Source organism: Phyllobacterium sp. CCNWLW109 (assembly GCF_037203905.1).
Classification (GTDB): Bacteria; Pseudomonadota; Alphaproteobacteria; order Rhizobiales; family Rhizobiaceae; genus Phyllobacterium; species Phyllobacterium ifriqiyense.
On record NZ_JBBCBK010000004.1, the window covers coordinates 590,127 to 615,044 of the forward strand.

The 24,918-nt window shown below is 52.6% G+C and carries 28 protein-coding genes; 13 read left to right on the forward strand and 15 right to left on the reverse strand.

What is annotated here, in order from left to right:
* Positions 1 to 44 precede the first annotated feature (44 nt).
* From phnE (V9K92_RS18315) to dusA, 6 genes are all read left to right on the forward strand, one after another.
* Complete coding sequence (phnE, locus tag V9K92_RS18315) at positions 45 to 1,013, forward strand: phosphonate ABC transporter, permease protein PhnE (protein ID WP_307285829.1); 969 nt, start codon at positions 45 to 47, stop codon at positions 1,011 to 1,013.
* Positions 1,010 to 2,341: a phosphonate ABC transporter, permease protein PhnE gene (gene phnE / locus V9K92_RS18320; protein ID WP_337354602.1), complete on the forward strand. Its 1,332-nt coding sequence runs from the start codon at positions 1,010 to 1,012 to the stop codon at positions 2,339 to 2,341. Before phnE (V9K92_RS18315) ends, phnE (V9K92_RS18320) begins: the two co-directional genes overlap by 4 nt.
* Positions 2,342 to 2,407: 66 nt before the next feature.
* Entirely contained in the window at positions 2,408 to 3,115 is a 708-nt protein-coding gene (locus V9K92_RS18325; RefSeq protein WP_337354603.1) for a DUF1045 domain-containing protein, read from the forward strand.
* A gap of 1 nt (position 3,116) precedes the next feature.
* Positions 3,117 to 4,256, forward strand: a complete 1,140-nt coding sequence (locus tag V9K92_RS18330) for an alpha-D-ribose 1-methylphosphonate 5-triphosphate diphosphatase (protein WP_337354604.1) — start codon at positions 3,117 to 3,119, stop codon at positions 4,254 to 4,256.
* Complete coding sequence (phnN, locus tag V9K92_RS18335; protein WP_337354605.1) at positions 4,256 to 4,885, forward strand: phosphonate metabolism protein/1,5-bisphosphokinase (PRPP-forming) PhnN; 630 nt, start codon at positions 4,256 to 4,258, stop codon at positions 4,883 to 4,885. Before V9K92_RS18330 ends, phnN begins: the two co-directional genes overlap by 1 nt.
* 86 nt (positions 4,886 to 4,971) lie before the next feature.
* The gene (gene dusA / locus V9K92_RS18340; RefSeq protein ID WP_337354606.1) at positions 4,972 to 5,976 is read left to right on the forward strand and encodes a tRNA dihydrouridine(20/20a) synthase DusA; all 1,005 of its coding nucleotides are present in this window, start codon (positions 4,972 to 4,974) and stop codon (positions 5,974 to 5,976) included.
* On the opposite strand, the gene V9K92_RS18345 is transcribed toward dusA, so the two are convergent.
* Genes V9K92_RS18345 through V9K92_RS18355 form a run of 3 tightly spaced genes read right to left on the reverse strand, consistent with a single transcriptional unit; the run spans position 5,973 to position 7,695 of the window.
* Positions 5,973 to 6,674 carry a TIGR02281 family clan AA aspartic protease gene (locus V9K92_RS18345; RefSeq protein WP_115052715.1) on the reverse strand — a complete coding sequence of 234 codons (702 nt, stop codon included), beginning with the start codon at positions 6,672 to 6,674 and terminating at the stop codon, positions 5,973 to 5,975. The two genes, dusA and V9K92_RS18345, sit on opposite strands and share 4 nt — an antisense overlap.
* Position 6,675: 1 nt before the next feature.
* On the reverse strand, positions 6,676 to 6,903 hold the full coding sequence (locus tag V9K92_RS18350) for a DUF1289 domain-containing protein (RefSeq protein ID WP_336439873.1): 228 nt from the start codon (positions 6,901 to 6,903) through the stop codon (positions 6,676 to 6,678).
* Positions 6,904 to 6,921: 18 nt separating this feature from the next.
* Positions 6,922 to 7,695 (reverse strand): adenosylcobinamide-GDP ribazoletransferase, encoded by a 774-nt coding sequence (locus V9K92_RS18355; RefSeq protein ID WP_337354607.1) that lies wholly within the window; start codon positions 7,693 to 7,695, stop codon positions 6,922 to 6,924.
* Between the two features lie 122 nt (positions 7,696 to 7,817).
* Between V9K92_RS18355 and cobT the strand changes: the two genes are divergently transcribed.
* Entirely contained in the window at positions 7,818 to 8,837 is a 1,020-nt protein-coding gene (cobT, locus tag V9K92_RS18360) for a nicotinate-nucleotide--dimethylbenzimidazole phosphoribosyltransferase (RefSeq protein ID WP_115053267.1), read from the forward strand.
* Positions 8,838 to 8,872: 35 nt separating this feature from the next.
* On the opposite strand, the gene V9K92_RS18365 is transcribed toward cobT, so the two are convergent.
* Both V9K92_RS18365 and V9K92_RS18370 read right to left on the reverse strand, forming a co-directional pair.
* Positions 8,873 to 9,313, reverse strand: a complete 441-nt coding sequence (locus V9K92_RS18365) for a DoxX family protein (protein ID WP_115052718.1) — start codon at positions 9,311 to 9,313, stop codon at positions 8,873 to 8,875.
* A gap of 90 nt (positions 9,314 to 9,403) precedes the next feature.
* A complete protein-coding gene (locus V9K92_RS18370) occupies positions 9,404 to 10,927 on the reverse strand; it encodes a sensor histidine kinase (RefSeq protein ID WP_307285800.1) in 1,524 nt (507 codons plus the stop codon).
* Between the two features lie 239 nt (positions 10,928 to 11,166).
* Here V9K92_RS18370 and V9K92_RS18375 point away from each other — a divergent pair, with 239 nt between their 5' ends.
* The 4 genes from V9K92_RS18375 to V9K92_RS18390 all read left to right on the forward strand — a co-directional run bounded on the left by V9K92_RS18375 (position 11,167) and on the right by V9K92_RS18390 (position 13,575).
* Positions 11,167 to 11,727, forward strand: coding sequence for a thermonuclease family protein (locus tag V9K92_RS18375; protein ID WP_337354608.1), 561 nt, complete (start codon positions 11,167 to 11,169; stop codon positions 11,725 to 11,727).
* Entirely contained in the window at positions 11,724 to 12,335 is a 612-nt protein-coding gene (locus V9K92_RS18380; RefSeq protein WP_337354609.1) for a glutathione S-transferase family protein, read from the forward strand. The genes V9K92_RS18375 and V9K92_RS18380 overlap by 4 nt, the downstream gene beginning before the upstream one ends.
* 15 nt (positions 12,336 to 12,350) lie before the next feature.
* A complete protein-coding gene (locus V9K92_RS18385) occupies positions 12,351 to 12,971 on the forward strand; it encodes a uracil-DNA glycosylase family protein (protein WP_337354610.1) in 621 nt (206 codons plus the stop codon).
* 109 nt (positions 12,972 to 13,080) lie between these two features.
* Complete coding sequence (locus V9K92_RS18390; protein WP_115052723.1) at positions 13,081 to 13,575, forward strand: Lrp/AsnC family transcriptional regulator; 495 nt, start codon at positions 13,081 to 13,083, stop codon at positions 13,573 to 13,575.
* Positions 13,576 to 13,628: 53 nt separating this feature from the next.
* Here the strand turns inward: V9K92_RS18390 and V9K92_RS18395 are convergent, their stop codons facing one another.
* Positions 13,629 to 14,498, reverse strand: a complete 870-nt coding sequence (locus tag V9K92_RS18395) for an NAD(P)-dependent oxidoreductase (RefSeq protein WP_337354611.1) — start codon at positions 14,496 to 14,498, stop codon at positions 13,629 to 13,631.
* Positions 14,499 to 14,556: 58 nt separating this feature from the next.
* Here V9K92_RS18395 and V9K92_RS18400 point away from each other — a divergent pair, with 58 nt between their 5' ends.
* Positions 14,557 to 17,010 carry a penicillin acylase family protein gene (locus V9K92_RS18400; protein WP_337354612.1) on the forward strand — a complete coding sequence of 818 codons (2,454 nt, stop codon included), beginning with the start codon at positions 14,557 to 14,559 and terminating at the stop codon, positions 17,008 to 17,010.
* Between the two features lie 9 nt (positions 17,011 to 17,019).
* On the opposite strand, the gene V9K92_RS18405 is transcribed toward V9K92_RS18400, so the two are convergent.
* The 8 genes from V9K92_RS18405 to moaA all read right to left on the reverse strand — a co-directional run bounded on the left by V9K92_RS18405 (position 17,020) and on the right by moaA (position 23,482).
* On the reverse strand, positions 17,020 to 17,640 hold the full coding sequence (locus V9K92_RS18405; RefSeq protein ID WP_337354613.1) for a glutathione S-transferase family protein: 621 nt from the start codon (positions 17,638 to 17,640) through the stop codon (positions 17,020 to 17,022).
* A gap of 23 nt (positions 17,641 to 17,663) precedes the next feature.
* Positions 17,664 to 18,500: an ABC transporter permease gene (locus tag V9K92_RS18410; protein ID WP_337354614.1), complete on the reverse strand. Its 837-nt coding sequence runs from the start codon at positions 18,498 to 18,500 to the stop codon at positions 17,664 to 17,666.
* Entirely contained in the window at positions 18,497 to 19,210 is a 714-nt protein-coding gene (locus V9K92_RS18415; protein ID WP_115052728.1) for an ABC transporter permease, read from the reverse strand. Before V9K92_RS18415 ends, V9K92_RS18410 begins: the two co-directional genes overlap by 4 nt.
* 103 nt (positions 19,211 to 19,313) lie before the next feature.
* Entirely contained in the window at positions 19,314 to 20,105 is a 792-nt protein-coding gene (locus V9K92_RS18420) for an ABC transporter substrate-binding protein (protein WP_336439881.1), read from the reverse strand.
* Between the two features lie 236 nt (positions 20,106 to 20,341).
* Positions 20,342 to 20,851, reverse strand: coding sequence for a molybdopterin-guanine dinucleotide biosynthesis protein B (mobB, locus tag V9K92_RS18425; protein WP_115053268.1), 510 nt, complete (start codon positions 20,849 to 20,851; stop codon positions 20,342 to 20,344).
* On the reverse strand, positions 20,848 to 21,477 hold the full coding sequence (gene mobA / locus V9K92_RS18430; protein WP_337354615.1) for a molybdenum cofactor guanylyltransferase MobA: 630 nt from the start codon (positions 21,475 to 21,477) through the stop codon (positions 20,848 to 20,850). Before mobA ends, mobB begins: the two co-directional genes overlap by 4 nt.
* A gap of 2 nt (positions 21,478 to 21,479) precedes the next feature.
* The gene (locus V9K92_RS18435; RefSeq protein ID WP_115052731.1) at positions 21,480 to 22,358 is read right to left on the reverse strand and encodes a DMT family transporter; all 879 of its coding nucleotides are present in this window, start codon (positions 22,356 to 22,358) and stop codon (positions 21,480 to 21,482) included.
* Between the two features lie 134 nt (positions 22,359 to 22,492).
* Positions 22,493 to 23,482, reverse strand: a complete 990-nt coding sequence (moaA, locus tag V9K92_RS18440; RefSeq protein ID WP_336440208.1) for a GTP 3',8-cyclase MoaA — start codon at positions 23,480 to 23,482, stop codon at positions 22,493 to 22,495.
* A gap of 237 nt (positions 23,483 to 23,719) precedes the next feature.
* Here moaA and V9K92_RS18445 point away from each other — a divergent pair, with 237 nt between their 5' ends.
* A complete protein-coding gene (locus V9K92_RS18445) occupies positions 23,720 to 24,097 on the forward strand; it encodes a DUF971 domain-containing protein (RefSeq protein ID WP_337354616.1) in 378 nt (125 codons plus the stop codon).
* A 1-nt stretch (position 24,098) separates the two neighbouring features.
* Here the strand turns inward: V9K92_RS18445 and V9K92_RS18450 are convergent, their stop codons facing one another.
* Positions 24,099 to 24,710 (reverse strand): L,D-transpeptidase, encoded by a 612-nt coding sequence (locus V9K92_RS18450; protein ID WP_307285768.1) that lies wholly within the window; start codon positions 24,708 to 24,710, stop codon positions 24,099 to 24,101.
* Positions 24,711 to 24,918 lie beyond the last annotated feature (208 nt).

The window sequence follows — 24,918 nt, forward strand, 5'->3', positions numbered from 1 at the left end:
ACTTGATCTGGCCGTGATTTTTTATGCTCTGGAAGGATAAGCCCATGAGCCGCGCCAATTCGACAGAACTAACGCCTGAAGGAATAGAGATCGAGCGTCATTGGCAAGAACTTGCCAGCCGTCGCCGTGCATATTCCTGGTTGATCGGCATTGGCTTGCTCATTGCTGTTTCGGGTTCGCTTTGGTTTGCAAACGAGTCAAATGCGGGCAAGTTCTTTGACCGGCTGCCACATTTCTTCGATTTCGCTGGGGATTTGATTCCGCGCGATGGGTGGGAAGTCTGGCGCGCCTTGTTCGATCTGCCATCACCCTATTTCGATGGAAGCTTGAAATTCGACTACCCGGAGGGCCGGGTTTACATTTTCAGTGGGCTCTACATTCCCGAATATTTCTACAAAATGCTGGAGACGCTCAATATCGCGATCATCTCGACATTGGTGGGAGCGTTTTTCGGTTTCCTTCTTTGTTTTCTTGCGGCCAAAAACCTTGTGAAGAGCAAGCTGATAAGGTTTGCCGCGCGTCGCTATATGGAAATTCTGCGCGCCTTTCCCGAGATAGTCATCGCTGGGTTCTTCGCCGCGATTCTTTCGCTGGGGCCTATACCCGCTATGTTCGCCGTCGGCATTCACACCATCGGTGCGCTTGGCAAGCTATTCTTCGAAGTTGTCGAGAATGCTGACATGAAGGCAGATGAAGGCCTGCGCGCAGCTGGTGCCAATTGGTTCGAGCGAGTTGGCTTTGGAATTGTCCCACAAGTCATGCCGAATTTCATGTCCTATGCTTTGTTGCGTTTGGAAATCAATGTGCGTGCCTCCACAATCATCGGTGCGGTTGGTGGCGGGGGCATTGGTGAAGAATTGCGCCTTTCCATCGGGCGTGGTCATCAAGCAAAGACACTGGCAATCATATTGCTGCTTTTGGCAACGATTATCGCCGTCGATCAATTTTCTGCCTGGCTCCGGCGACGCCTTGTTGGCAATCAGGCTTTCGCTTTCGGAGGCAAACAGTCATGAGCGCTATAACCTCCCTGAATGTTGCTGACTTCGAAGCCCGCTATCCCGATGTATTCAACCCTTCGATTTTGAAGCGCTTCATGCCCTTGATTATAGGGGCTGGTGTGGTGCTTTATGTTATCTATTGCTGGTGGTTTTTTTCCATCGGCACGGTGCTTGCATCAGGCCAATGGCAGCGGGCTGAAATTTATGCTCGCGACTGGGTGTCTTATGCGATCCGCACAACAGTCCGTATGGGCGCTGAAGGGACAACTATCAGCTATCCGCGCTTTTCCGAGCTTGGCGACAATCCGAAGCCGGATTGGGCGATCAAGCAAGGCAATGATGTCACGATAACATTCGGCACGGGTAAGTCGCTTCAGATCACCCCGACACAGGTTATCGCTACGCGCGGCAGTGAGAAACTCCTCGTGCTCATTGAGCCCGATGGTGCCAAACCTCAGGGAGCTTTGCCTGATTGGGCATCGCTCAAGGAAGATCAGGTCACGGTCAATTTCGGCTTTGCCGGAACCGCCGATATTATTCCAGAGCGGGTCGTTGTCAGCCGACGTTTCTTCGGCTGGGCGAATTTTGTCTTCGATACCGCTTCGCCCTTCTGGAACAAATCCCTTGGCGAAGTCGCATCCATGATTGTCAGCGGCGAGCGTATAAAGCCGGAAATGTCCAATGCCGAGCTGGCATTCGACAATATCTGGTACAACTCCTCCTGGCAGCATGGCGATGTCTGGACCAAGCTCATGCAGACCATTGTCATGGCATTTGTCGGGACCTTGCTTGCAACGCTTGTGTCGTTCCCGTTGGCCTTCATAGCCGCACGCAATATCATGCCGAACTTCTTTGCAAATCAGATCACAAAGCGGTTTTTCGATTTTCTCCGTTCGGTCGATATGCTGATCTGGGCATTGTTCTTTACGCGCGCCTTTGGTCCGGGACCGCTTGCCGGTATTTCCGCTATCTTTTTCACCGATACGGGTACGCTCGGAAAAGTTTATTCCGAAACGCTGGAAAACATTGATGACAAGCAGCGCGAAGGCGTCAAATCTGTTGGGGCGGCGCCCGTAAATGTTCAGCGGTATGGCGTCTTACCGCAGGTATTGCCGGTTTTCGCCAGCCAAGCGCTTTATTTCTGGGAGTCAAACACACGGTCGGCCACCATTATCGGTGCGGTTGGCGCAGGTGGTATCGGACTGAAACTTTGGGAGGCGATGCGCACCAATACCAATTGGCATAATGTTGCCTATATGGTCGTGCTTATCCTCGCGGTGATCTTTATCTTTGATAGCATTTCCAATGCACTGCGCTCCCGCCTGATGGGAAAGCAACAATGAAATTGGCGACGTTCAAAGGCTTGTCATAATCGGAGCGTAACGCGACACTGCTCCGGAGGAATCAAAATGCGCTATGCGATTTATTTTACACCGCCTTCCAGCGATCCATTGTTGAAAGTGGCGGCTAACTGGCTTGGCCGGAATGCCTTTACCGGGCAGCCGGTGCGTCCGCCACAAATTCGCAACCTGGCGCATGAGGAAGTAACGAAGCTTACGGAATCCGCCCGGCGTTATGGGTTCCATGCAACGCTCAAGGCACCCTTTCATCTGACCGAAGGGGTGGAGGAACGGGAGCTTCTGTCCGCCTTGATGCATTTTGCGTCCTCCATGCGACCGGTAGAGATTCCCAAGCTGAAGATCGCAAATCTTGACGGTTTCTTTGCTCTGGTTCCTGAAGAACCCGTGGCGAAGCTAAACCAGTTGGCCAATGATATTGTTGTTGCATTTGATCGTTTTCGCGCGCCGCCCAGCGTGGCGGAAATCGCAAGGCGAAATCCTGAGAAAATGAGTGTTTCGGAGCGGCGTAATCTTGAACAGTGGGGGTATCCTTATGTGTTCGATGATTTCCGTTTTCACATGACGCTTACCAATCCCGTTGCGGAGCAAGACCGGGAAAAGATCGCTCAAATGCTGAGCGAATTTCTGGAGCCTGTTCTCGAAGAGCCTGTTGAGATCAACAATATCGCATTGTTTATCGAGGCGGAGCCCGGTGCCCCATTCGAAGTACATTCCCTGCATCCCTTGGCAGGAACGAACATAAGAAAGACCGCTTGAAATGTCCGCCGAACTTGTATTGAACAACGCCAAAATCGTTCTGGAGAATGAAGTAATTCCCGGTTCCGTCCTTATCCGCGACGGAAAAATCGCCGATATTTCGAACACCTCCACATCGGGCGGGGAAGATTTCGAAGGCGACTATCTTATTCCTGGGCTGATTGAGCTGCACACGGACCATCTTGAAGGCCATTACATGCCGCGCCCCAAGGTCCGCTGGAATCCTATTGCTTCCGTTCTAGCCCATGATGCGCAGATTGCCACATCGGGTATCACCACCGTGCTCGATGCCTTGCGCGTCGGTATGGATGAAGATGCCGAAATGACACCGCAGGAAATCCGTAAGCTGGCGGATGCAATAGAAGACAGTGTGCAGCAGGATCGCCTGCGCGCTGATCACTATTTTCATCTGCGCTGCGAGGTGTCGGCGGCTGACTGCCTGGATGGATTTGCATTTTTCGAAAATGACAACCGGGTTCGTCTCGCTTCGCTCATGGATCACGCACCGGGTCAGAGGCAGTTTGTCAATCTTGAGACCTACGCAACCTACTACCAGCGTAAGCTGAAATTATCCGATGTTGAGTTTAATGCATTCTGCGAAAAGCGGATGGCGCAATCTGCGACGAATTCCGGTCCCAACCGCAAAGCTATTTCAGATTTTTGCCGTGACCACGGTATCGTTCTTGCCAGTCATGACGATGCGACGGGCGCGCATGTTGATGAGGCGGTCGAGCAGGGTATTCAGGTTGCCGAGTTTCCAACGACTCTTGAAGCCGCAGCTGCATCCAAACAGGCGGGTCTTTCAGTGCTGATGGGCGCGCCGAATGTTGTTCGCGGCGGTTCGCATTCGGGCAATGTTTCGGCGCGAGAGCTTGCCGAGCATGGATATCTGGATATCCTCTCGTCGGATTACATTCCGTTCAGCCTTATCCAATCGACATTCTTCATGAGCGAGACTGTCGATAATATTACGCTTCCCGAGGCTATCCAGCTTGTGACCAGAAATCCGGCCAAGGCCGTAGGGTTCGAAGATCGTGGTGTCATCGAGATTGGCAAGCGCGCGGATCTTGTTCGCGTTCGCGTCGATGAGCACATCCCGGTGGTGCGTACAGTATGGCGCGAAGGCCGAAGAGTGGTGTGATGACAGCTTCTGCTTCAATAGAGCGCTTGCTTGACCCTGCAGCTGACTACGTTCAAAACGGCGTATTTGTTGCGGTCGTCGGTCCAAGTGGTGCCGGTAAGGATACCATTATCGACTATGCTCGAATGGTGTTAAAAGATGAGCCGGGATTTCATTTTGTACGCCGCGTGGTAACTCGCCCATCGTCCGTCGATGCGGAGGATCATGATACGTTGAGTGAGGCGGAGTTCTCGAAGGCGTTGCAATCGGGTGCTTTTTCGCATCAGTGGGAAGCGCATGGCCTATGCTATGGTTTGCCTAAATCCGTCCATGATGAAATCCGGCTGGGCGCTGTCGCAATAGCAAATGTTTCGCGCGGTATCGTTCCGAAGCTTCGTGCGACCTACGCAAATTTTGCCGTAGTCCACATTACGGCTTCGCACGAGGTGTTGGCTAAGCGGCTCGCGGCGCGAGGCAGGGAAAGTGCCGACGAAATTCAACGTCGCTTGATGCGGGCTGGTGCAAATCCTTGCGATCCTTTGGACGCCATCATGATTGACAATTCCGGGGACGTGGCAAAAGCCGGAGGCGAATTCGTTGCGCTGCTGAGAAAGATGGCGGTGAAAGCCGCAATCTCCGAACAGGTTTGAGCCACACAGCTGCTGGAGTGGACAATTGTGCCTCGGGATATTATGTGAAGGCATAACAACATATCCGAAACCAGACAGCGAAAAAAATGCCAGTTAGCAGTGCTTATGGCGCCAACCGCTTCGCGGTAGCGCCGATGATCGACTGGACAGACAGGCATTGCCGGACTCTGCATCGCCAGTTCACGCGCTATTCTCTGCTTTATACCGAGATGATCGTTGCCGATGCTGCCATCCACGGAGATCGGGAGCGGATACTGGGTTTTGCGAATGAGGAACAGCCGGTTGCGTTGCAACTGGGTGGCTCTGACGCTGCCAAGCTGGCGGAAGCTGCTCGCATTGGCGAAGCAATGGGATATGTGGAAATCAACCTGAACGTAGGCTGCCCTTCAGACCGGGTTCAATCGGGAACATTTGGCGCTTGCCTTATGAAAACCCCGGAGATCGTTGCGCAGGCCGTTCTTGCCATGAAGCGGGCGGTCGATGTCCCGGTTACCGTTAAGTGCCGCATTGGTGTCGATGATCAGGATACAGAGATGGCGTTGAACAATTTGGCGAAAGCCGTGTTCGACGCTGGTGCCGATGCTCTGTGGGTTCATGCCCGCAAGGCTTGGTTGAAGGGGCTTTCGCCAAAGGAAAACCGCGATATTCCGCCATTGGACTATGATCGCGTCTACCGGCTTAAGCAGCAATATGTGAATCAATTCATTGGGATAAACGGCGGTATTCAGACCATCGGCGAAGGCCTTCAGCATTTGAATCATGTTGATGGCGTGATGCTCGGCCGGGCTGTCTATCATAACCCGATGATGCTCGCTGAAGTTGATACTGCCATTTACGGCAATGAGAACGGCCCGGCGTCGATCGATGCCATTATTGATTATATGTGCCATTATGCGGATAGGCATATAGCGGCTGGCGGGCGATTGTCTCACATAGCGCGCCATATGGTCGGGCTGTTTCATGGCGCTGCCGGTGCGCGGCGCTGGCGGCAAATCTTGTCAACAGAAGCCAATCAGACAGGTGCGACCAGCAATGTCGTACGCCGCGCCTATGCGGCTGTTCAGAATGCTGCCATCGAAAAAGCGGCCTAATCAGTCAGGACCAGCCGGTCCCCCCGAACTGAAAAACCACTGAGTGTGTTAAGAAAGTTCATGCCAAGCAAGCTGCCGTCCATACGGCCATCTTGCGTTACCATGGCGCGCATATTCCGCCGCTCGATATCGCCAATTTTTATACTGTCGATTGTGATGTTTGCAGCATTTGCAAGGCCGTTAGCCGTCATAACGGGCGTGCTGTAGTTAAGTTTATCCGGATCGATACCCGCTCTGCGTGCATCATCTGCCGAAAGCACGATGGACGACGCGCCGGTGTCAATCATGAAGGGTACGGTTTCGCCATTAACCTGTCCGCGCACTTCGAAGTGCCCGTTTTCTGCCTTGGCCAGCGTTACAGAAACCAGTCCATCTCCATCCCGCATGGAAATCGGGCTGCCGGGTATCAGGCCCGCGGTAATACGATGGCCAACATCCTGCAATTCATAGCGATATTGGTATCCGGTCACGAGGGTGAGAATAATAACGATCCATACGGCGAGGTTGCGCAAGGAATGGCTGAGCGGAATTCCAGAACCCAATAGCGCAGACCCGACAACAACGCCCAATATGCCAAAATAGGCCAGGCGCGCGAATGAATCATTGGCAATGCCGAATGTCGAGCCCGCATCATTGTTTGTTACCAGTAGCAACAGGACAATGCCGATAAGAGCGATGGCGATCCAAAACACACGCATTCTATTGCTCCTGCCTTTCCCGCGCCATGCGAGTGCGACGGGTTTCCCGGCGCGGGCGCCGTTCCAGCGTCGCGAGTCGGGCAGGGAGCGTGGCCATGATGGAGTGGCGATTATCCGCAGACATCATCATCCATCCGGCGATTTCATCGCGCGTACGTCCACAGCCGAAACAATAGCCGGTCTTTATGTCGATCGCGCATACGAGAATACAGGGTGACTCAATACTCATACAGCAAATCTGGTGTGATTAGAGGGCAATGACAAGCCCAAGCTGCAGCGTAATTGCGGTCAATTGCTGTATGGCTCCCAGCGTATCGCCAGTTTGCCCGCCAATTTTATCCCGGCACAATCTGCTGAACCCGAAAAATACCAGAGTAGTTAAAGCGGCAGCAAGGATAATCGCCAAAAGCCCGCCAGCAATACCGAATGTGATGACCCCGATAAGGCTGGCAGAAATGAGTGCGAAATTGGCTGCTGATGCATCGGGTATTCCGGCTCTGTCAGCAACGCCACCATTTCGCGCCGAGGGCAGGATTTGCCAGAATTTTACCAATAATCCGCGGCTGGCAGCTTCCGTTCCGATCACGATAAGAACGACTTGAAACAGACTGACTTCATCAATGATGGTTGCAAGTAGCGCTATCCGCAGCAAGATCGTCAGAATCAGTGCCAATGTGCCATAGGAACCGTTGCTGGAGTCTTTCATGATCTCCAGGCGGCGTTCCGCGGTCGCGCCGCCAAAAAAGCCATCAGCCACATCTGCCAAGCCGTCTTCATGCAGTGCGCCGGTGGTCACGATCAGCGCCGTGACAACAAGGATTGCGCTAATACTCTCTGGAAGGTCAAAGGCTTTGCAAATCAGAATGATTATTACGGCCGGCAAAGACAGAACGACTCCAGCCAAGGGAAACCCGCGCACACTGTCTGCCAGCTTCCCGCTAAATCTATCGAACCAGCTTGACGCGACGCTTATACGAGAAAGAAATGCCAGCGAGCGCATCATATCTGTGATCAAGTCCATGTTGCACACCTTGGTTGACAGGTCGCGACACTCTGCGCCGAACGTTGACCTTTGCGTTTTCCCATACAGCGCTTATAGGACGGGTAAATCTGATTTGCCATGAAGAGTTGACCGCAAGGAACATCATGACCACTGGCCTGCCATTTGACGACTTCCGCACCCTTATCGAAACTTTGCCTGGCCCGGATGACGCGGCTGTTGCAGTCGTTCGCAAACGCGACTCCATGTTGACCAAACCGCCGGGCGCGCTGGGGCGTCTTGAAGAAATTGTTGAGTGGCTTGCAGCATGGACAGGAAGGTCGCAGCCGCAGGTGACGCGGCCATTGGTTGCTGTTTTTGCCGGAAATCACGGTGTTACCGCAAAAGGCGTTTCACCATATCCATCGTCTGTAACGGCCCAAATGGTTGAAAATTTTGCTGCTGGCGGCGCTGCTATCAACCAGATTTGCATTGCCAATGATCTCGGCTTGAAAATCTTTGATCTAGCGCTGGAATATCCAACCGCCGATATCACTGAAGATGCCGCGATGGACGAAAAGACCTGCGCCGCAACCATGGCATTCGGCATGGAATCGATTGCAGGCGGTACTGATCTGCTTTGCATTGGCGAAATGGGAATTGGTAATACTACAATCGCTGCCGCGATTTTCCACGCGCTTTATGGCGGGGCGGCGGAAGATTGGGTTGGTCCGGGCACCGGGTCCGACAGGGAGGGAATGAAGCGCAAAGCCGATGCCGTACGTGCTGCGGTCGCTTTGCATGGATCGCATCTCAAGGATCCGCTGGAGGTGTTGCGCCGTCTTGGCGGTCGTGAAGTGGCGGCCATGGTGGGCGCGATCCTGGCGACGCGCGTTGAGAAAATACCGGTCATTATTGATGGCTATGTAGCCACCGCTGCGGCTGCAATTCTACATACCGCCAATCCCGAGGCGATTGATCATTGCCTGATCGGCCATGTGTCGGCCGAGCCTGGCCATCACAAGGTGCTTGAGCGGCTTGGGAAGAAGCCGCTTCTCGATCTGGGCATGAGATTGGGTGAGGGCACAGGTGCTGCGCTTGCGGCAGGGATCGTCAAGGCTGCAGCGCTTTGCCATAGTGGCATGGCGACATTTGAGCAGGCAGGCATCAGCAATCGCGATTAATTGATGGAAAAGGCCCGCCGAAACGGGCCTTTCAATCAGAACTCTTTGCCGATCTTGGCGTCGACCGAATGAGCGTTGGCGCCACGGAAGAGGAAAAACAACAGGACGAATGTCCAGAGAATGGATTTTTCCGCGCCAAAGAATCCTTGCCCGGCAGTAACCCAATGGAAATAGACGGTTACGATCAAAACGATGGTCGTTGCAAAAGCTGCCGGACGGGTAAACAAGCCGAGAACCAGCAGAATACCGCCGAAAAATTCCGTTATCGCCAAGAGCGGCGACCAGAAGACACCGGGATAAAAGCCGAGGCTTTCGACCATTTCGACAGAGCCGAATGGAGCGGCGATCTTGCCTGAGCCGTGAACGACGAGCAAAGCGCCAGCCGTTACACGCAACAGCGTTTCGGCGAGCGTGCCGAAATTTGAATAGATTGAGCCTAGCGCTGGTATGAAAAGTGGGCGGTTATTGACGGCCATTAATTTCGGGTCCCCGAATTGTTGCAATGCAGCAAGCAATGCAGGCCCGCTAACCCACTATCAAATAACAATAAGTTGAAGTGGAGTCTTCTAGGCAGCTTTTTGGGACTGTGACGAAGTCTTGTTCTTCCCGGCAGATGTGGCGATGCGGCTTCGTGGAAAAGTTGCGAGCGCTTCGGTTCCCTCGCGAAGCTTGGAGAAGAGATGGAACTCGCCATCGTGGACGTGAACCAACGCTTGAACGATGGGTAGTCCAAGGCCTGTTCCCTGCTCGGCAGTCTTTATGGCAATCGATCCCTGCCCAAAAGCGGACAAGACAATGGGAATTTCATCGGCGGGTATGCCCGGCCCGGTGTCGCGAACTGAAAGATATTGACCGCCGCCGGCGGTCCAACCGATCTTCACGTAGACCTTTCCTTTTGACGGCGTAAACTTGACTGCGTTAGCCATGAGATTGAGCAGTATTTGCCGCAAGGAGCGTTCGTCGCCCATCATGGGGAGCATGCCGGATTCGAATTGTGCAATGAGCGTAATTTCCTTGTTACGCGCTTTCAAAGACATCATGCGAATGCACTCATCGGCAATTTCTGTCAGCATTACCGCATCTTCACTGAGCGTGTGACGACCTGCTTCAACGCGGCTTAAATCCAAAATCTCATTGATAAGATTGAGAAGGTGTTCACCTGAAGCGTGAATATCGCTGGCATATTCCCGATATGTGGCGTTTTCGATCGGTCCCAATACTTCCCTGACCATGACTTCCGAAAAGCCAAGTATTGCATTGAGCGGCGTGCGGAGTTCGTGACTCATTGAGGCAAGGAAGCGTGATTTTGCAAGATTTGCCTCCTCTGCGCGCCGTCTTCCTTCGTCAGACATGGCATTGGCAGTTTCAAGTTCGGCGATCAGTGCATCTTTTTCCGCCTGAAGTGCCAAAGTGAGAACAACTGAATAATTGAGGCGCGTGGCAACCAGATAGAAAAACGTCAGGCCCGCCAGCAGCATTACAACCATTGTCGCCTGAGCAGGATCGCCAAGACTATCCGATACGGCGCTTATATAGGCGAGGATAGGGAGGGTAAATGCAATCGGTACAGCCAAGCGCAGAGCGGAAGAAAACACGGCGGTAATCGCCATTGCGAGAATGAGAACCACCGCTTTGATAATCGAAAACTGGCTGATGCCGCAGACTTCGCATTGGAGGAATATGAAATATGTCCAGCCAATGCCCGTCACAAAGTGGCCAAGCAGATAGACAAGATGCCATTGGTGAATGTGACCGTCGCTAATGCTGGTTCTATTGATCTGGCGTGCGAGCAAGCCAAGCAGGGCGTAAAGGCAAATGCTGAAGCACGCCCAGATAATCATTTGCTGGCCGAACCCGGCAAAAATGCTGGTTACGGTGACGATAGCTATAAGCAAGGGAATAGTGGCGGCGTTGATGATCAACGCGCGCGTGTGCATGAACAGCAATTCCCGCTCGAAATGCTCTGTTTTTGGCCGCTGCATGAGGCGTTCCCGGGCGCTGCGAACAACCACAGACATATCGCGGTTGCGCGGCTGCTTGCGCCGGTCAACTATGTTCTTGTCTGCATGGCTTGCGTCTAGTAGTGCCATAAGCCTCATTCCCGGTGATAAACCGTCCAGTGGCTGCATTGCACCGCAAGCCCGTTCATAAATGATTAAAGCGGCGTAGATTGCGGTAAGAAAGCGAATCTATTCTTGGCGATAAAGGTAAGTATGAAACAACTTTATCAAGCGGGCAGGCCGTGAGAGGGCGGTTTCGCACCTCTCGACGATGGTCTGTAAACCGAACGGCGCCACGCTCGGCCATTCGCAAATTTTTCGATATCTGCTTGACGCTTATTTTCTTCGGATTGGTAGCGTTGCTCATAGCGCGCATTGATCAAAGACCACCGGCCATTGACCTTTCCGGTAATGCCTACGTGATTGACGGAGATACGCTGATAATCTCGAAACAGCATATTCGGCTAAAGGGTATCGACGCTCCGGAGCTTGATCAAACCTGCGGCAGGCAGCCATCGCTACGCAATTGCGGGCAGATCGCCCGGCAAGCTCTGCAAAAGCTCGTTGCCAGGACGGACGTGCGTTGTGAGGGACAGGGGCGCGACAAGTTTGATCGCTTTCTGGCAACCTGTTTTGCTGGCCAAATTAACGTCAACCGTATTATGGTCGAAACGGGCCAGGCTATAGCCTATGGCGATTATCGCGATGCGGAATTGCTCGCCCGTGGACGCAGGGTTGGCATATGGGTCGACGCATTTGAAACACCACAGGATTGGCGCAGAACGCATGATGGTGTTACCGAAACATCGCCACCTGAGCGAAACGTCGTCGCCGAAGCGATTGATACTGTCATCGCATGGGTTGTTGGATTATTGGGAGGTATCTGGTGAAATTATATGATGGAGGTCGCGCGCCCAACCCGAGACGCACGCGCATATTTCTGGCCGAAAAAGGACTGAATATACCGCTTGTGCCAGTCGACATGGGTGCTTTGGGCCATCGATCGAGCGAAATACAATCACTCAACCCTTTGCAAAGGTTGCCAATTCTCGAACTTGATAATGGTACGGTCATTACTGAATCCGTTGCGATCTGCCGATATTTTGAAGAGCTGCATCCGGAACCAGCCCTTTTTGGTCAGGGAGCACTCGGCAAGGCACGTGTCGAAATGTGGAATCGCCGCGTTGAACTGAATTTTTTTGGGCCAGTCTCGGCGGCCTTCCGGCACACGCACCCGGCCATGGCGGAATGGGAAGTCCCGCAAGTTCCGGAATGGGGTGAGGCAAACCGGCCCAAAGCCGTGAAGTTCATGGCTTTGCTGGATGAGCAATTGGCAACCAATACATTCATCGCCGGAGAACATTTTTCAATTGCCGATATAACATTGCTTGTCAGTGTCGACTTTCTGAAACCCGCCAAGATAACCATGCCTGACGAGTTCCAGAACTTGAAACGCTGGCATGAGGCGGTTTCCAGCCGTCCGAGCGCCAAGGCCTGATATTGGATGCTCGCGGTGGGTTCCATTGGTTTGGATGATCTGAGTGCGGCGATAAAGGCTTGCCGGATTTGCCGCGACAATCCGCAATATGGTTTGCCTTTGCCGCATGAACCAAACCCGGTTTGTGTGCCGTCGCCCGTCGCGCGCATTATTCTCTGCGGGCAGGCTCCCGGTATTCGTGTTCATAATACCGGTGTTCCATTCAACGACCCATCCGGCGTGCGGTTACGTCAGTGGCTGGGCGTTGACGCTGAAACTTTTTATGACCCGCATAAATTTGCCATTGTTCCGATGGGATTTTGCTTTCCCGGCTACGATGCGCAGGGCGGGGATTTGCCTCCCCGGCGGGAATGCCGCCAAGTCTGGCACGACCGGCTTTTTGCAGCCATGCCGCAAGTGAAATTGGTCCTCACCATTGGACAATATGCGCAGGCCTATCATCTCGGTTCGCGCCGCAAATCCAGCATGACCGATACGGTGCGCAATTGGCGCGAATATTTTAACGACCACACAATTCCTGCAATCCTGCCTTTGCCTCATCCATCATGGCGCAACAGTGGTTGGTTGAAAAAGAATCCCTGGTTCGCACAAGATGTTCTGCCCGTGCTTCAGCAGACGGTTCAGAATCTAATTTGATCCATTTTCGGATGAAATTTTTTTACAATTGAAAAAGATTGGAATAATTTTCTTGTACGACGGCCGTTAATCAGCTCATAAAGTATCCCATTCCAAGGGGTAAGCAAACATGGACAGACTCGATAGAAAAATACTTCGCCTTCTTCAGGAGGATGCCACGCTGGCAGTGGCGGATGTTGCCAAGAAAGTTGGACTATCGACGACACCTTGCTGGCGGCGTATCCAGAAGCTTGAAGAAGATGGCGTGATCCAGCGCCGGGTCGCTATTCTTGATCCGGTCCGGGTGAACACGCGGGTGACGGTATTCGTTTCCATCCGTACGGGCGCGCACAATAATGAATGGCTCAAGCGCTTTTCAGAAGTGGTGCAGGAGTTTCCCGAGGTGGTCGAATTCTATCGCATGAGCGGCGATGTCGACTATCTGCTGCGTGTAGTGGTGCCGGACATTGCGGCCTATGATGCCGTCTATAAGCGCCTGATCAGCAAGATCGACATTCGGGATGTATCGTCTGCCTTCGCCATGGAGCAGATCAAATACACCACCGAATTGCCGCTGGACTATATGAGGATCGAAGGCCTCAACGAAAACCGGGAAGGAATTTAGAGCGGTCGCCGGCCATACTGGACCCAAAACCGATCCACCCAAGCGCGGCTGGCTTACTTTTCCAGTCGCGCGAGCAGGGATGACGTGTCCCAGCGATTTCCGCCCATCACCTGAACATCCTTGTAAAATTGATCGACAAGCGCCGTAACCGGTAATTTCGCCTGGTTGCGGTCCGCCTCTGCAAGGCAGATGCCCAAGTCTTTGCGCATCCAATCAACGGCAAAGCCAAAATCATATTTACCGGCATTCATGGTCTTGTGCCGGTTTTCCATCTGCCAGGAGCCTGCGGCACCCTTGGAAATGACTTCGATGACTTTTTCGATATCAAGTCCTGCCTTCTTGCCAAAGTGGATACCCTCGGCCAGTCCCTGAACTAAACCGGCAATGCAAATCTGGTTGATCATCTTGGTCAATTGGCCTGCACCGGCATCGCCCATCAATCCGACCATTTTCGCGTAAGATTCGATGGCTGGCTTGGCTTTTTCAAAAGCTGCCGCTTCGCCGCCTACCATGACGGTAAGCGCGCCGTTTTCGGCACCCGCCTGTCCTCCCGAAACGGGCGCATCCAGAAAATGGAACCCGCGCTTTATCGCTTCTGCGCTGAGCTCGCGCGCAACTTCCGCTGATGCCGTGGTGTTATCAATAAAAATCGCGCCCTTTTTCATGGAGTGAAAAGCGCCATTCTCGCCAGTCGTTACCGAGCGCAGATCATCATCGTTTCCGACACAGCAAAAGACAAAATCCTTGCCCTCTGCCGCCTTTTGAGGCGTGTCGGCATGTGATCCGGAAAACTGTTCCGCCCACTTTGCGGCCTTTTCCCCAGAGCGATTGAAGACTGTCACGTCATGACCACCCCGCGTCTTCAAATGCCCCGCCATCGGGTAACCCATGACGCCCAGACCAATAAATGCAACACTTGCCATTCAGTAATTTCCTCTGTCTTATGGCCTTCAATCAGGTCGATTTGCGGAGGTTAGAATATTGCGGCGCATCATCAAAGGCCTGCTTTGGATTGTTTTTTCACTTATACCTCTCGCTCTTCTCGCTTTTATCTTCGCTTATGCCTGGCTCGCAGGTTCGGTAGCACCGGCAACCGGTGAAACAAGCATTGCGGGACTGTCCGGTCCCGTCACCATCACCCGCGATAAACATGCTGTGCCCCATATCACCGGCTCCTCGGTTGAGGACGTTTTCAGCGCGCTCGGGTTTGTGCATGCGCAGGAGCGCCTATGGCAAATGGACGTCACCCGCATGGCAGGGCGAGGCCGTCTGTCAGAGCTTTTCGGGGATAAGACCATTGCGACGGACGTCTTCATTCGCACACTTGGTCTTTATGAAGCCGCGCAAAGCTCGGCGGATTCACTGGCACCAGCCGATCGCGCGAAGGTGGACGCTTATGTGCGCGGTATCAATGCATTCATAGATAGTTCAGGGCCTTCTTTCGGGTCGAAATATTCGCCGGAATTCGTCATCCTCCAGCATTTCCCTGAACAATGGACAGCCGCAGATGTCATTGTAACGCTGAAACTGATGTCGGTTACGCTTGCGGCCAATATTGATGACGAGGTGCTGCGACTGAAATTTGCCCGTCTCGGAATGAATGAGCAAGAAATTGTGGATCTCTTGCCTCCTGTCGAAGGGGATACGCCGCCTCCATTGCCAAATTTGCAGCAATTGCTTGGTCTGCCTACAGGAACGATCAAGACGGGCGCGATTGAGGCGGAGAAACAATTTGCTGCGCTGAGCGATATCATGTCCACCGGAGCATCCAACAATTGGGTGGTTGGCGGAGCACGTACTGCCACTGGCAAGCCAATCCTGGCCAATGATCCGCATCTTGGTTTGACCGCACCCGCGATCTGGTATCTCGCGCATCTTCAGGTGAAGCAGCCGGATGGAACAGCGAAAAATCTTGTTGGTGTCACGCTTCCCGGCGCGCCGCTGGTTCTGCTTGGCCGTAACGACAAGGTTGCCTGGGGTTTCACCAATACAGGATCGGACGTTCAGGATATTTTCATCGAAAAGATCAATCCAGCCAATCCGGATCAGTATCAGGCTCCCGAAGGTTTTCGACCATTTGAGAAGAAGAGGGTGGAGATTCGCGTTAAAGGCAGTGAAACCGTCAGTTTCGATCGCCGTAGCACACGCCACGGGCCAGTTCTTCCGCCGGAATATCGCGGCCTTCAACACTATCTGGATGAGGGATCGGTTGCATCGCTTTCGTGGACTGTGCTTGCGGGGGACGATAAAACAATCGCTGCCGGATTGAAGCTTTGGGATTTCGCAAACGTATCGGATTTCCAAAATGGCATGGCTGATTATGTTACGCCTATGCAATCGATGGTCATTGCTGATGTCGACGGCAATATCGGCATGATCGCACCGGGCAGAATTCCTGTTCGCGATCCGGCTAATCAGATTATGGGTCGTGCGCCGTCCCCCGGTTGGGATGCCGTTTACGACTGGAAAGGGTATATTCCCTATGAAGAATTGCCGCGCGCCTATAATCCAGCGGATAATGTTCTGGCCACTGCCAATACCAAGATGGTTGATACCAACTATCCGCACTTCCTGACCTTTGACTGGGATGAACCATGGCGCTTGGAGCGGATCAAATCATTGATCTATAACGCCAATCAACAAACGCTGGAAACAAACCGGATAGTGCAGGGCGATGTCTATGCAGGCGCCTATGCTGTTCTGACTCCTGCCATGCTTAAACTTGTTGAAGGCCGCGATGATGTTGATCTGACGGCGATAAAACAATTGAAAGAATGGGACTTCATCGAGGATCGTGCGCGCACCGAGCCGCTACTGTTCAATGCGTGGCTGCGGTTTGCGACGAAACGCATCCTTGAGGATGATCTGGGCGACGCCTTCCCGTCCTATTGGCAGGGCCGCGTCGATGCCATGATGCGTTGGCTTGGACAAAATCCGGGACGTGATTGGTGTGACAATGGACGCACGCCCGAGAAAGAGATTTGCGGCGACGTGCTGGCGCTTTCACTTGGCGACGCGCTGAAGGATATTGAAACGCGGCTTGGCAGTGATCGTGCAAAATGGAACTGGGGTGCATTGCATTATGCCTATAGTGCCCACCGCCCCTTTGCTCAGGTCAGTCCACTCGACAAATTATTCAATGTTACCGTGCCTGCTTCGGGGGGCGCTTATACGTTGGATCGGGGCAAATCGACGTTCACCGATGAGAGCAATCCTTACCGCGCGACCCATGGGTCGAGTTATCGCGGATTATTTGATCTCTCAGATCTCAACCAGTCCACCTATATCCAGACCACTGGTCAGTCGGGCAATGTTTTCTCGTCCAACTATCGTGATTTTGCGGAGAGATGGTCGAATATCGAAGCAATTACGATTTCGACGGATGAAGCCATTTATCAGGATGGTGTGCAGGGGATCTGGCGTTTGAACCCGTAATGACGCTCCTCAAGTGAGGGGAGTCATTACCGATTTCTGATAGGCGGGGCGGGTTTTTAGCCGCTCATACCAACTCTTCAGATGTGGCAGTTCTGGACGGTCAATCGCCATTTCAAACCAGGCATAGGCGAAGCAACCGAGCGGAATATCGCCGATGCCGAACTTTGAGCCCGACAGATAGGGTTGTGATGCCAGAGCATCATCGACCATCGCAAATAATTTGCTACAGTTTTGAAAACCGGCTTCCTTGGCTGCAAGATCCTGCTTGTCTGGCGCCAAGCGTACGACATTCCAGAACAGATCACGGAACGGAAGCGCAAGCGAGGATGTTGTCCAATCCATCCAGCGTTCTGCTTTTGCGCGTTGTCCCGCATCGGCAATAAAAAGCTCCGAAACGCCATATTGAGCGGCCAGATAACGGACAATCGTATTGCTTTCCCAAAGGATCAGGTCGCCATCCTCCAGTGTGGGCACAAGTCCATTCGGATTTTTGGCGCGATATTCCGGATCACTGACTATGCCAAATGCGCCGCCAGCAGCGATATTTTCATAGGGAGCGCCTGCTTCTTCGGCAGCCCACAGGACTTTCTTGACGTTGGTCGAATTTGTTCGACCCCAGATTTTGAGCATGAGATTCTCTTTGTGATCGGGTTTTAGCGAGTCAAATGGCGGGTGATGCGGCGTTCCATCCAGTCCCATAAATGGCGCAAAGCTTCAACCAGCAATAGATATATGATTGCAGTCCAGAGATAGGTCTGGAAGTCAAAGGTGCGTGAATAGGCCAGTTTGGTATAGCCCATAAGATCATAGACTGAAATCAGCGCCACAATAGCTGAGCCTTTGATCATCAGGATCAATTCATTGCCGTAGGGCCGCAAAGCCACGATCAATGCCTGAGGCAAGATGACTTTGCGGAATGTCACAAACTTGGAAATACCCAAGGAGGCTGCGCCTTCCCATTGCCCCGGTGCAACGCTGCGAACAGCGCCGCGCAGGATTTCCGCCTGATAGGCGGCGGTGTTTAGTGCAAAGGATAGCAATGCGCAGTACCAGGCTTCGCGAAAGAAACCCCAAAGCCCGATCGCCTGAAGTTCTTTGCTGAACGATCCAAGGCCATAATAGATCAGGAAAACCTGAGCGATCAGCGGCGTTCCGCGGAAAAAGTAGACATAGAAATAGGCTATGGAAGATATGATCCGATTTTTACTCATCCGGCCAAGCGCAATCGGAACGGAAAGCACTGCGCCGATAATCACTGAGGCGAGGACAAGGGTTATTGTGGTCCAAAGCCCGGACAGGTAAGTCGGAGCATATTTGTCAATAAGTTCTCTGTCCCAGGCGACGAAGAGAAAATATATCAAACCGACGATCAGAGCCGTCCAAAGGCCTACCAGCACATGGCCGATAATGCGTGTTTTCGTCCATGGCTTGGGCGGCGATGGTGGTCGGCGCACTGCTGCTGCAGAGGGGGCGATTGCATTATCGGTCATCTTTTTGCCCCGCTCTTGGCCGCCCAGCGATCAATACCGTTAATGACGAATGATGAAAGGATGCCGAGTATAAGGAAAATGAGACAGGCGGTTCCGTAGAACAGGAAGGCTTGCTTCGTTACACGTGCCGCCACTGCAGTCTGGCGCAAAATATCCGCAAGGCCGATGGCCGACACAAGCGCCGTATCTTTCAGCAATATCAGCCAGAGATTACCTAGACCGGGCAGGGCGATACGGATCAATTGCGGCAGGATAATCTTGCGCATGGTTTGCCCATAGGAAAGACCAATCGCATAGCCACCTTCATATTGCCCTTTGGGAATAACACGAAATGCGGAGAGAAAAACTTCGCTTGCATAGGATGAGAAGACCGTGCCCAAGGCGAACATGCCCGCGATAAAGGAGTTTATCTCTATGGCACCGGTATAACCGAGCAATTGACCGATTTTTTGAACGCCGATCTGTCCGCCATAATAGACCAGAAACAGCGTCAACAGCTCGGGCAAGCCACGAAATATCGTCGTGTACATATTGGCGGCGAGTTTGACCGAAGGTTCTTCTGACTGTTTACCGAGGGCGACGAAAAATCCGATCGCCAATCCCAAAGGGAGGGTGGCAAGCGCCAGCGTCACAGTGACAAGAATTCCGCTGGCTATGCTCAGGCCCCATCCGCCTTCGCCAAAACCCAAGAGTGCTATTGAGCCTTCCATAGGCAACTTTCATATCTCGCGGGCAATTCCCCAACCCGTCATTTTTGTAAGTTCGCAGATGGCAGTTTTATCCGCCATCTGCCTGTCAGATCAACTTTTTATCTTAGTTTTCTGCACCATATACGTCGAACTTGAAGTACTTATCGTTGATTTCCTTGTACTTTCCGTTCTTGCGGATCGCAGCAATCGCTTCGCTGAACTTGTCTGCCAGAGCAGTATTGCCCTTTTTGACAGTCACACCAGCACCTGGGCCGTGAATCGCGATATCAGGGGTAATTGTACCGAGGATCTTGCAGCAAGAACCGGCATCACTGTCCACCCACTGGCTAAGTACAACTACGTCATCCATAACCGCGTCGATACGGCCGTTTGAAACGTCGAGCTTATACTCGTCGGCAGTCGGATACATTTTGATGTCAGAGCCGCTATATTTGGCTTCAGCAAAGTTGGAGTGGCTTGTCGAACCTTGAACGCCAAGGGATTTGCCCTTCAGCGATTCCGGTGAGACATCCTTGATATCGGAATCTTTCGGTACAGCGATTGCTGGCGGCGTGTTGTAGTATTTCTTGGAGAAGTCGACCTGCTTCAGACGTTCCGGGGTGATCGACATGGAAGCGATAACAGCATCGAATTTGTCAGCCTGAAGTGCTGGGATCATTCCATCCCAATCCTGCGTGACGAAAGTGCAATCTGCCTTCATCTCTTCGCACAGCGCCTTGCCAATATCGATGTCGAAACCTTCAAGCTTGCCGTCTGAGGTCAGATTGTTGAAAGGAGGGTAAGCTCCCTCGGAAGCGATTTTGATCTTCAGCGCATCCTGTGCATGGGCTGCGCCCATGGTTAAGGCGAGGGCTGCAGCAGAAATCGCGATTGCGAGACGCTTGGTTGTACGCATTTATTTGAACCTCTCTTTTATAAGCCCGGCTGTTCCCCTGTTTTTTCTGGACAGCCTTCCGAGCAAAGTCGCAGTTTACGTCACTGCTCCTGACACCGATATTCCCACTAGTTTTCAAGGAAAAGCAACCGGGAATCGTGTGCCGTTTAACGAATCCGACCGTAAAAATTCCCGATATTTGAGGCCTCTATATTTTTATTTCACACATACGGGATGAAAAGACACATTCAAACACATCAAACGCGAAGTCCCGTTTCACGCTCGATCATATCGGCGAGCCCATTAACGTCATCAAGTTCAAAAACCGGCACGGTTTCATCATTTAAGGCGTGGTCACTGGCAACAGCGACGATTGTCGGATCGCCTGCCGTCAGGGGCTCGCCGGAGCGGCCTTCCTGACGCCGTGTCTCGATCTTCTTGTGTCCCTCGCGTTTATATCCCTCAATCAATATGAGGTCGCAGGGTGAGAGTCGCTCCACGATGGTGGCCAGCGACGGCTCAGCCTCATTCGTCAATTCGTGCATCACCGCCCAACGGCGACCGGAGACAATCGCAACTTCGCCAGCCCCGGCTTTGCGGTGGCGATAAGAGTCTGTGCCTTCCTTATCGATGTCGAAATCGTGATGCGCATGCTTGATCGTCGACACTTTCCAGCCCCGCCGCGTCAGTTCTGTAACCAGCTTGACTGTCAGTGTGGTTTTCCCAGAATTTTTCCAGCCAGTTATGCCGAACAGGCGAGTCGTCATGTTGAAGGCGTCCATCGCTTTTGCGCTTCGAGAATATCTTCCTGCGTATTTATGTTGAAGAAGGGGTCGATTGGCTGGTCTGTTTGCGTCGTTGTCAACGGAAACTCAAAGCTCTTGTGTGGGTACGCAGCGATCCAGCTCATCACTCGGCGGTTTTCGTCATCAGCCAGCCATGCACGGAGTTCACCACGTGATGAAATCGGCCATATGCCAAAAACAGGGTGAATCCGTCCGGCCGACGATGCAATCACTATCCTATCTGGTGCATCGGCGATTTGCTGACTCAGTTTTTCACAAAGATCATCCGGGAAGAAAGGGGTATCGGTCGCAACCGTCAAAATATGCGAAAAACCATCGCTATGGGTTGAAGCCCATTCCATTCCCGCCAGTATCCCGGCTAGGGGACCGGCGTAGCCGGCAATTTCATCCGGGATAATCGGAATGCCAAGATCGCGAAAATGTGCAGGATCATTATTGGTGTTGAGAGCTAGAACCGGTAGCTGGCGTGCCAGACGCTGGTGAATATGGTCGATCAGTCTGCCCGTGCCGAAGGGTAGAAGAGCCTTGTCAGACCCATTCATGCGGCGCGATTGTCCGCCCGCCAGAATGATACCCGCTGTTTTCAAGATCAGACTCCGTCGGGTGAAGACGCTGCCGCAGTGGCTGCTGGCTTTGCGCGGCTCACCATCTGCTCACGGTAAAGCGTATATAGACCGCTGCCAATAACTATGATCGAGCCGATTATCATTGGCATATCGGGCAAATCACCGAAAAACAGGAAGCCAAGAAGGATTGCCCATAGAAGGCTCGTATAACGAAACGGCGCAACGAACGAAATTTCACCTTCGCGCATTGCAAGAATGAGAAAATGATACGCTGCCATCACGCAACAGGCAGCAAGAATCAACAGAAACGTATTTGTGGTCGACATGGGTGTCCAGCCACCCAGCGGTACAATCATCGCGGCACCGGCGACGCCAACGCCGACCGATGTCAAAGCGGATATCATCAGCACGGGTATGGTTTTGGGAACTCTGCGGGTTGCAAGGTCTCGTAACGACGCAAAAATCACCGTAACCACAATCAGCAGAACATAGGGGCTCATTCCTTCCTGGCCGGGACGAACAATTATCAGAACGCCAGCAAGGCCTATGATGATGGCGACCCATCGACGCCAACCCACGGGTTCTCCGAAAAACAAAGCCGCACCGAGTGTGACCAGAAGCGGTAATGATTGAAGAATGGCGGACGTTAGCGCCAGCGGAATGTGAACGAGTGCGATAAGGAAGGTTATTGTCCCAACGACTTCTCCAATAACGCGCAATATCGTCATCTTGTGAAGCGCCTGCCGGATCGGGATCAGCATCCCCTGATACCAAGCCAGAGCCACGATTAACACTGTCGCTATGGTGCTGCGAACCAGCATGACCTGGCCCATGTTCATTTCTTCGGCGACAAACTTCACTGTCGCGTCATTGAAAGTGAAGCACGCCATGCCGATAGCCATGTGCAGACTTCCGCGCAAATTGGGAGATAGCGCCAAGATTTTTTACTTCCGCTGGGCAGGACGATTCTCCTCCAGAATCGCTGTCATTGATATATCAACGAAAGCAATATTGTGCATGCGGAATCTTTGGAATTTTAGCCGCCGGTCACGCTCATATGACGGGAAACTGCCGGGCGATTATGGCGGCGGTCAATAATGAAGTCATGGCCCTTCGGTTTGCGGCCGATAGCTTCGTCAATAGCGTTGCTTAGGAGCTCGTTGCCTTCTGATGCCCGCAAGGGAGCACGCAAATCTGCTGCATCCTCCTGGCCGAGGCACATATAAAGTGTCCCGGTACAAGTCAGGCGAACACGATTGCAGCTTTCGCAGAAATTATGCGTCATCGGCGTGATGAAGCCGACGCGACCACCCGTTTCCGGAATTTCGACATAACGGGCAGGGCCACCAGTCTTGTAAGGAATATCGTTCAGCGTGAATTCTTCCCGCAGCCTTGTTCTGAGCAGCGACAAGGGAAGATATTGGTCCGTTCGGTCGAGATCAATTTCGCCCATTGGCATGGTTTCGATAAGTGTCAAGTCCATGCCGCGTCCATGTGCCCAGCGGATCATGTGCGGAATTTCGATATCGTTGAAATCTTTGAGCGCGACAGCATTCAGCTTGACCTTGATTCCAGCGTCCTGCGCAGCATCAATGCCCTCCATCACTCGGCCAAGATCACCCCAACGTGTGATGGCCTTGAACTTTGCAGCGTCGAGCGTATCCAGTGATACATTGATGCGTTTTACCCCAAGGTCCGCCAGTTCATGCGCAAACCGCGCGAGCTGTGAGCCATTTGTTGTCAGCGTCAGTTCATCCAAAGCGCCTGAACGCAAATGTCGGGAGATCTCGCTGATAAGATGCATGATATTCTTGCGCACCAATGGCTCACCACCCGTGAGCCTTAGCCGTTTCACGCCTTTTTCGATAAAGGCAGTGCACAGACGATCCAGTTCTTCAAGCGTCAGAAGTTCTTTCTTCGGTAGGAACGTCATATGTTCCGACATGCAATAGGTGCAGCGGAAATCACAACGATCCGTTACCGACACGCGCAGATAATTGATCGTCCGCCCGAAAGGGTCGATCATGCTTGTCTGCGTTGGCGTCTGGTCGAATGTTGCCAAATGGTTCAAGGGCTTCCTCCTCACCCAGAGATAGTGCGGCGTCAAGGACTTGTCCAGTTATTGCGAATGGCGTCTATGCCTTATAGCTGAGACGTTTTCGCACATTTGCTTATAAGGATCGGCGGAATTAAGAGGCGCCGTCTTGGCGCTTGCAGCAATCAACGACAACGCCTACACCAAATAAAAACAGGGATATCAGTAATGACCGATGCTTGGCCAAAGGAACTACGCGTCAGCAAGGATCGAAAGTCGCTGGTCGTTACATTCGATAATGGCGAGCGTTATGATTTAAGCGCTGAATTGCTGCGCGTGGCATCGCCATCTGCGGAGGTGCAGGGGCATTCTCCCGAGCAACGCGTGACCGTCCCCGGCAAGATCAATGTCGAGATTGCCAAGATGGAGCCTATTGGCAATTACGCAGTGCGAATCACGTTTGACGACATGCATGACACCGGCCTGTTCAGCTGGGACTATCTGATCGATCTTGGCCGGAATAAGGACACACGCTGGCAGGCATATCTCGACGAGTTAACGCAAAAAGGCCTTAGCCGCGATCCGGTCAGCCGGAAACACTCATAAACTACCGCAGAACGACGACACGCGTGCCGACACCGACATTGGCATAGAGATGTTTCACGTCATCATTCGCCATTCTTATGCAGCCCGATGACATGGCGTGACCAATCGTCCACGGCTGGTTGGTTCCGTGAATGCGATAGATTGTCGAACCAATATACAGGGCTCTTGCGCCGAGAGGATTGTTCGGCCCTCCGGGCATATAAGCGGGAAGGATGCGTCCCTTCTTTGCTTCGCGGGCGCGCATGCGCGCTGGCGGCGTCCAGCCCGGCCATTCGGCCTTGCGCGAAATTTTGTTGCTTCCACTCCAGGTGAAGCCGGTCTTGCCGACACCTATTCCATAAGCCAATGCGCGGCCTTCTGCTGTCACATGATAAAGTCGCCGTTCGCTGGTTCGTATGACTATGGTTCCGGCTGAATATTTGGAAGGAAAAGCAACACTTTTTCGTGCAATTGGCGAAAAATCAGATTTAAATTTTGTCGACTGAATTTGGTATCCGTTGTTTGGGTGTTTTCTTTTCCCAAGGTTACTATCCATTGATTTTGCTGTCGCGCCGAAGCAACTTAGACAAAAAACGCCAAGACATACTAAAAATACGCGATAAACTCCAATCATCGTATCCCCCAATTCGATGTTTCGACCGCTTGTACTGTGACATTATTGCATGTTTGGGAAAAGAATGCCTATGATCAACTCGTCGTGTAGTGAATCAAAATGAAATTCGATGTGAATCGCGTTAATCTTTGAGTCGGGGTGAGTGCCGAAAATGCGTCGCCTGAGAATTATCTGCCGGCGGCGGAGCATTGTTAAAACATTCTAAACA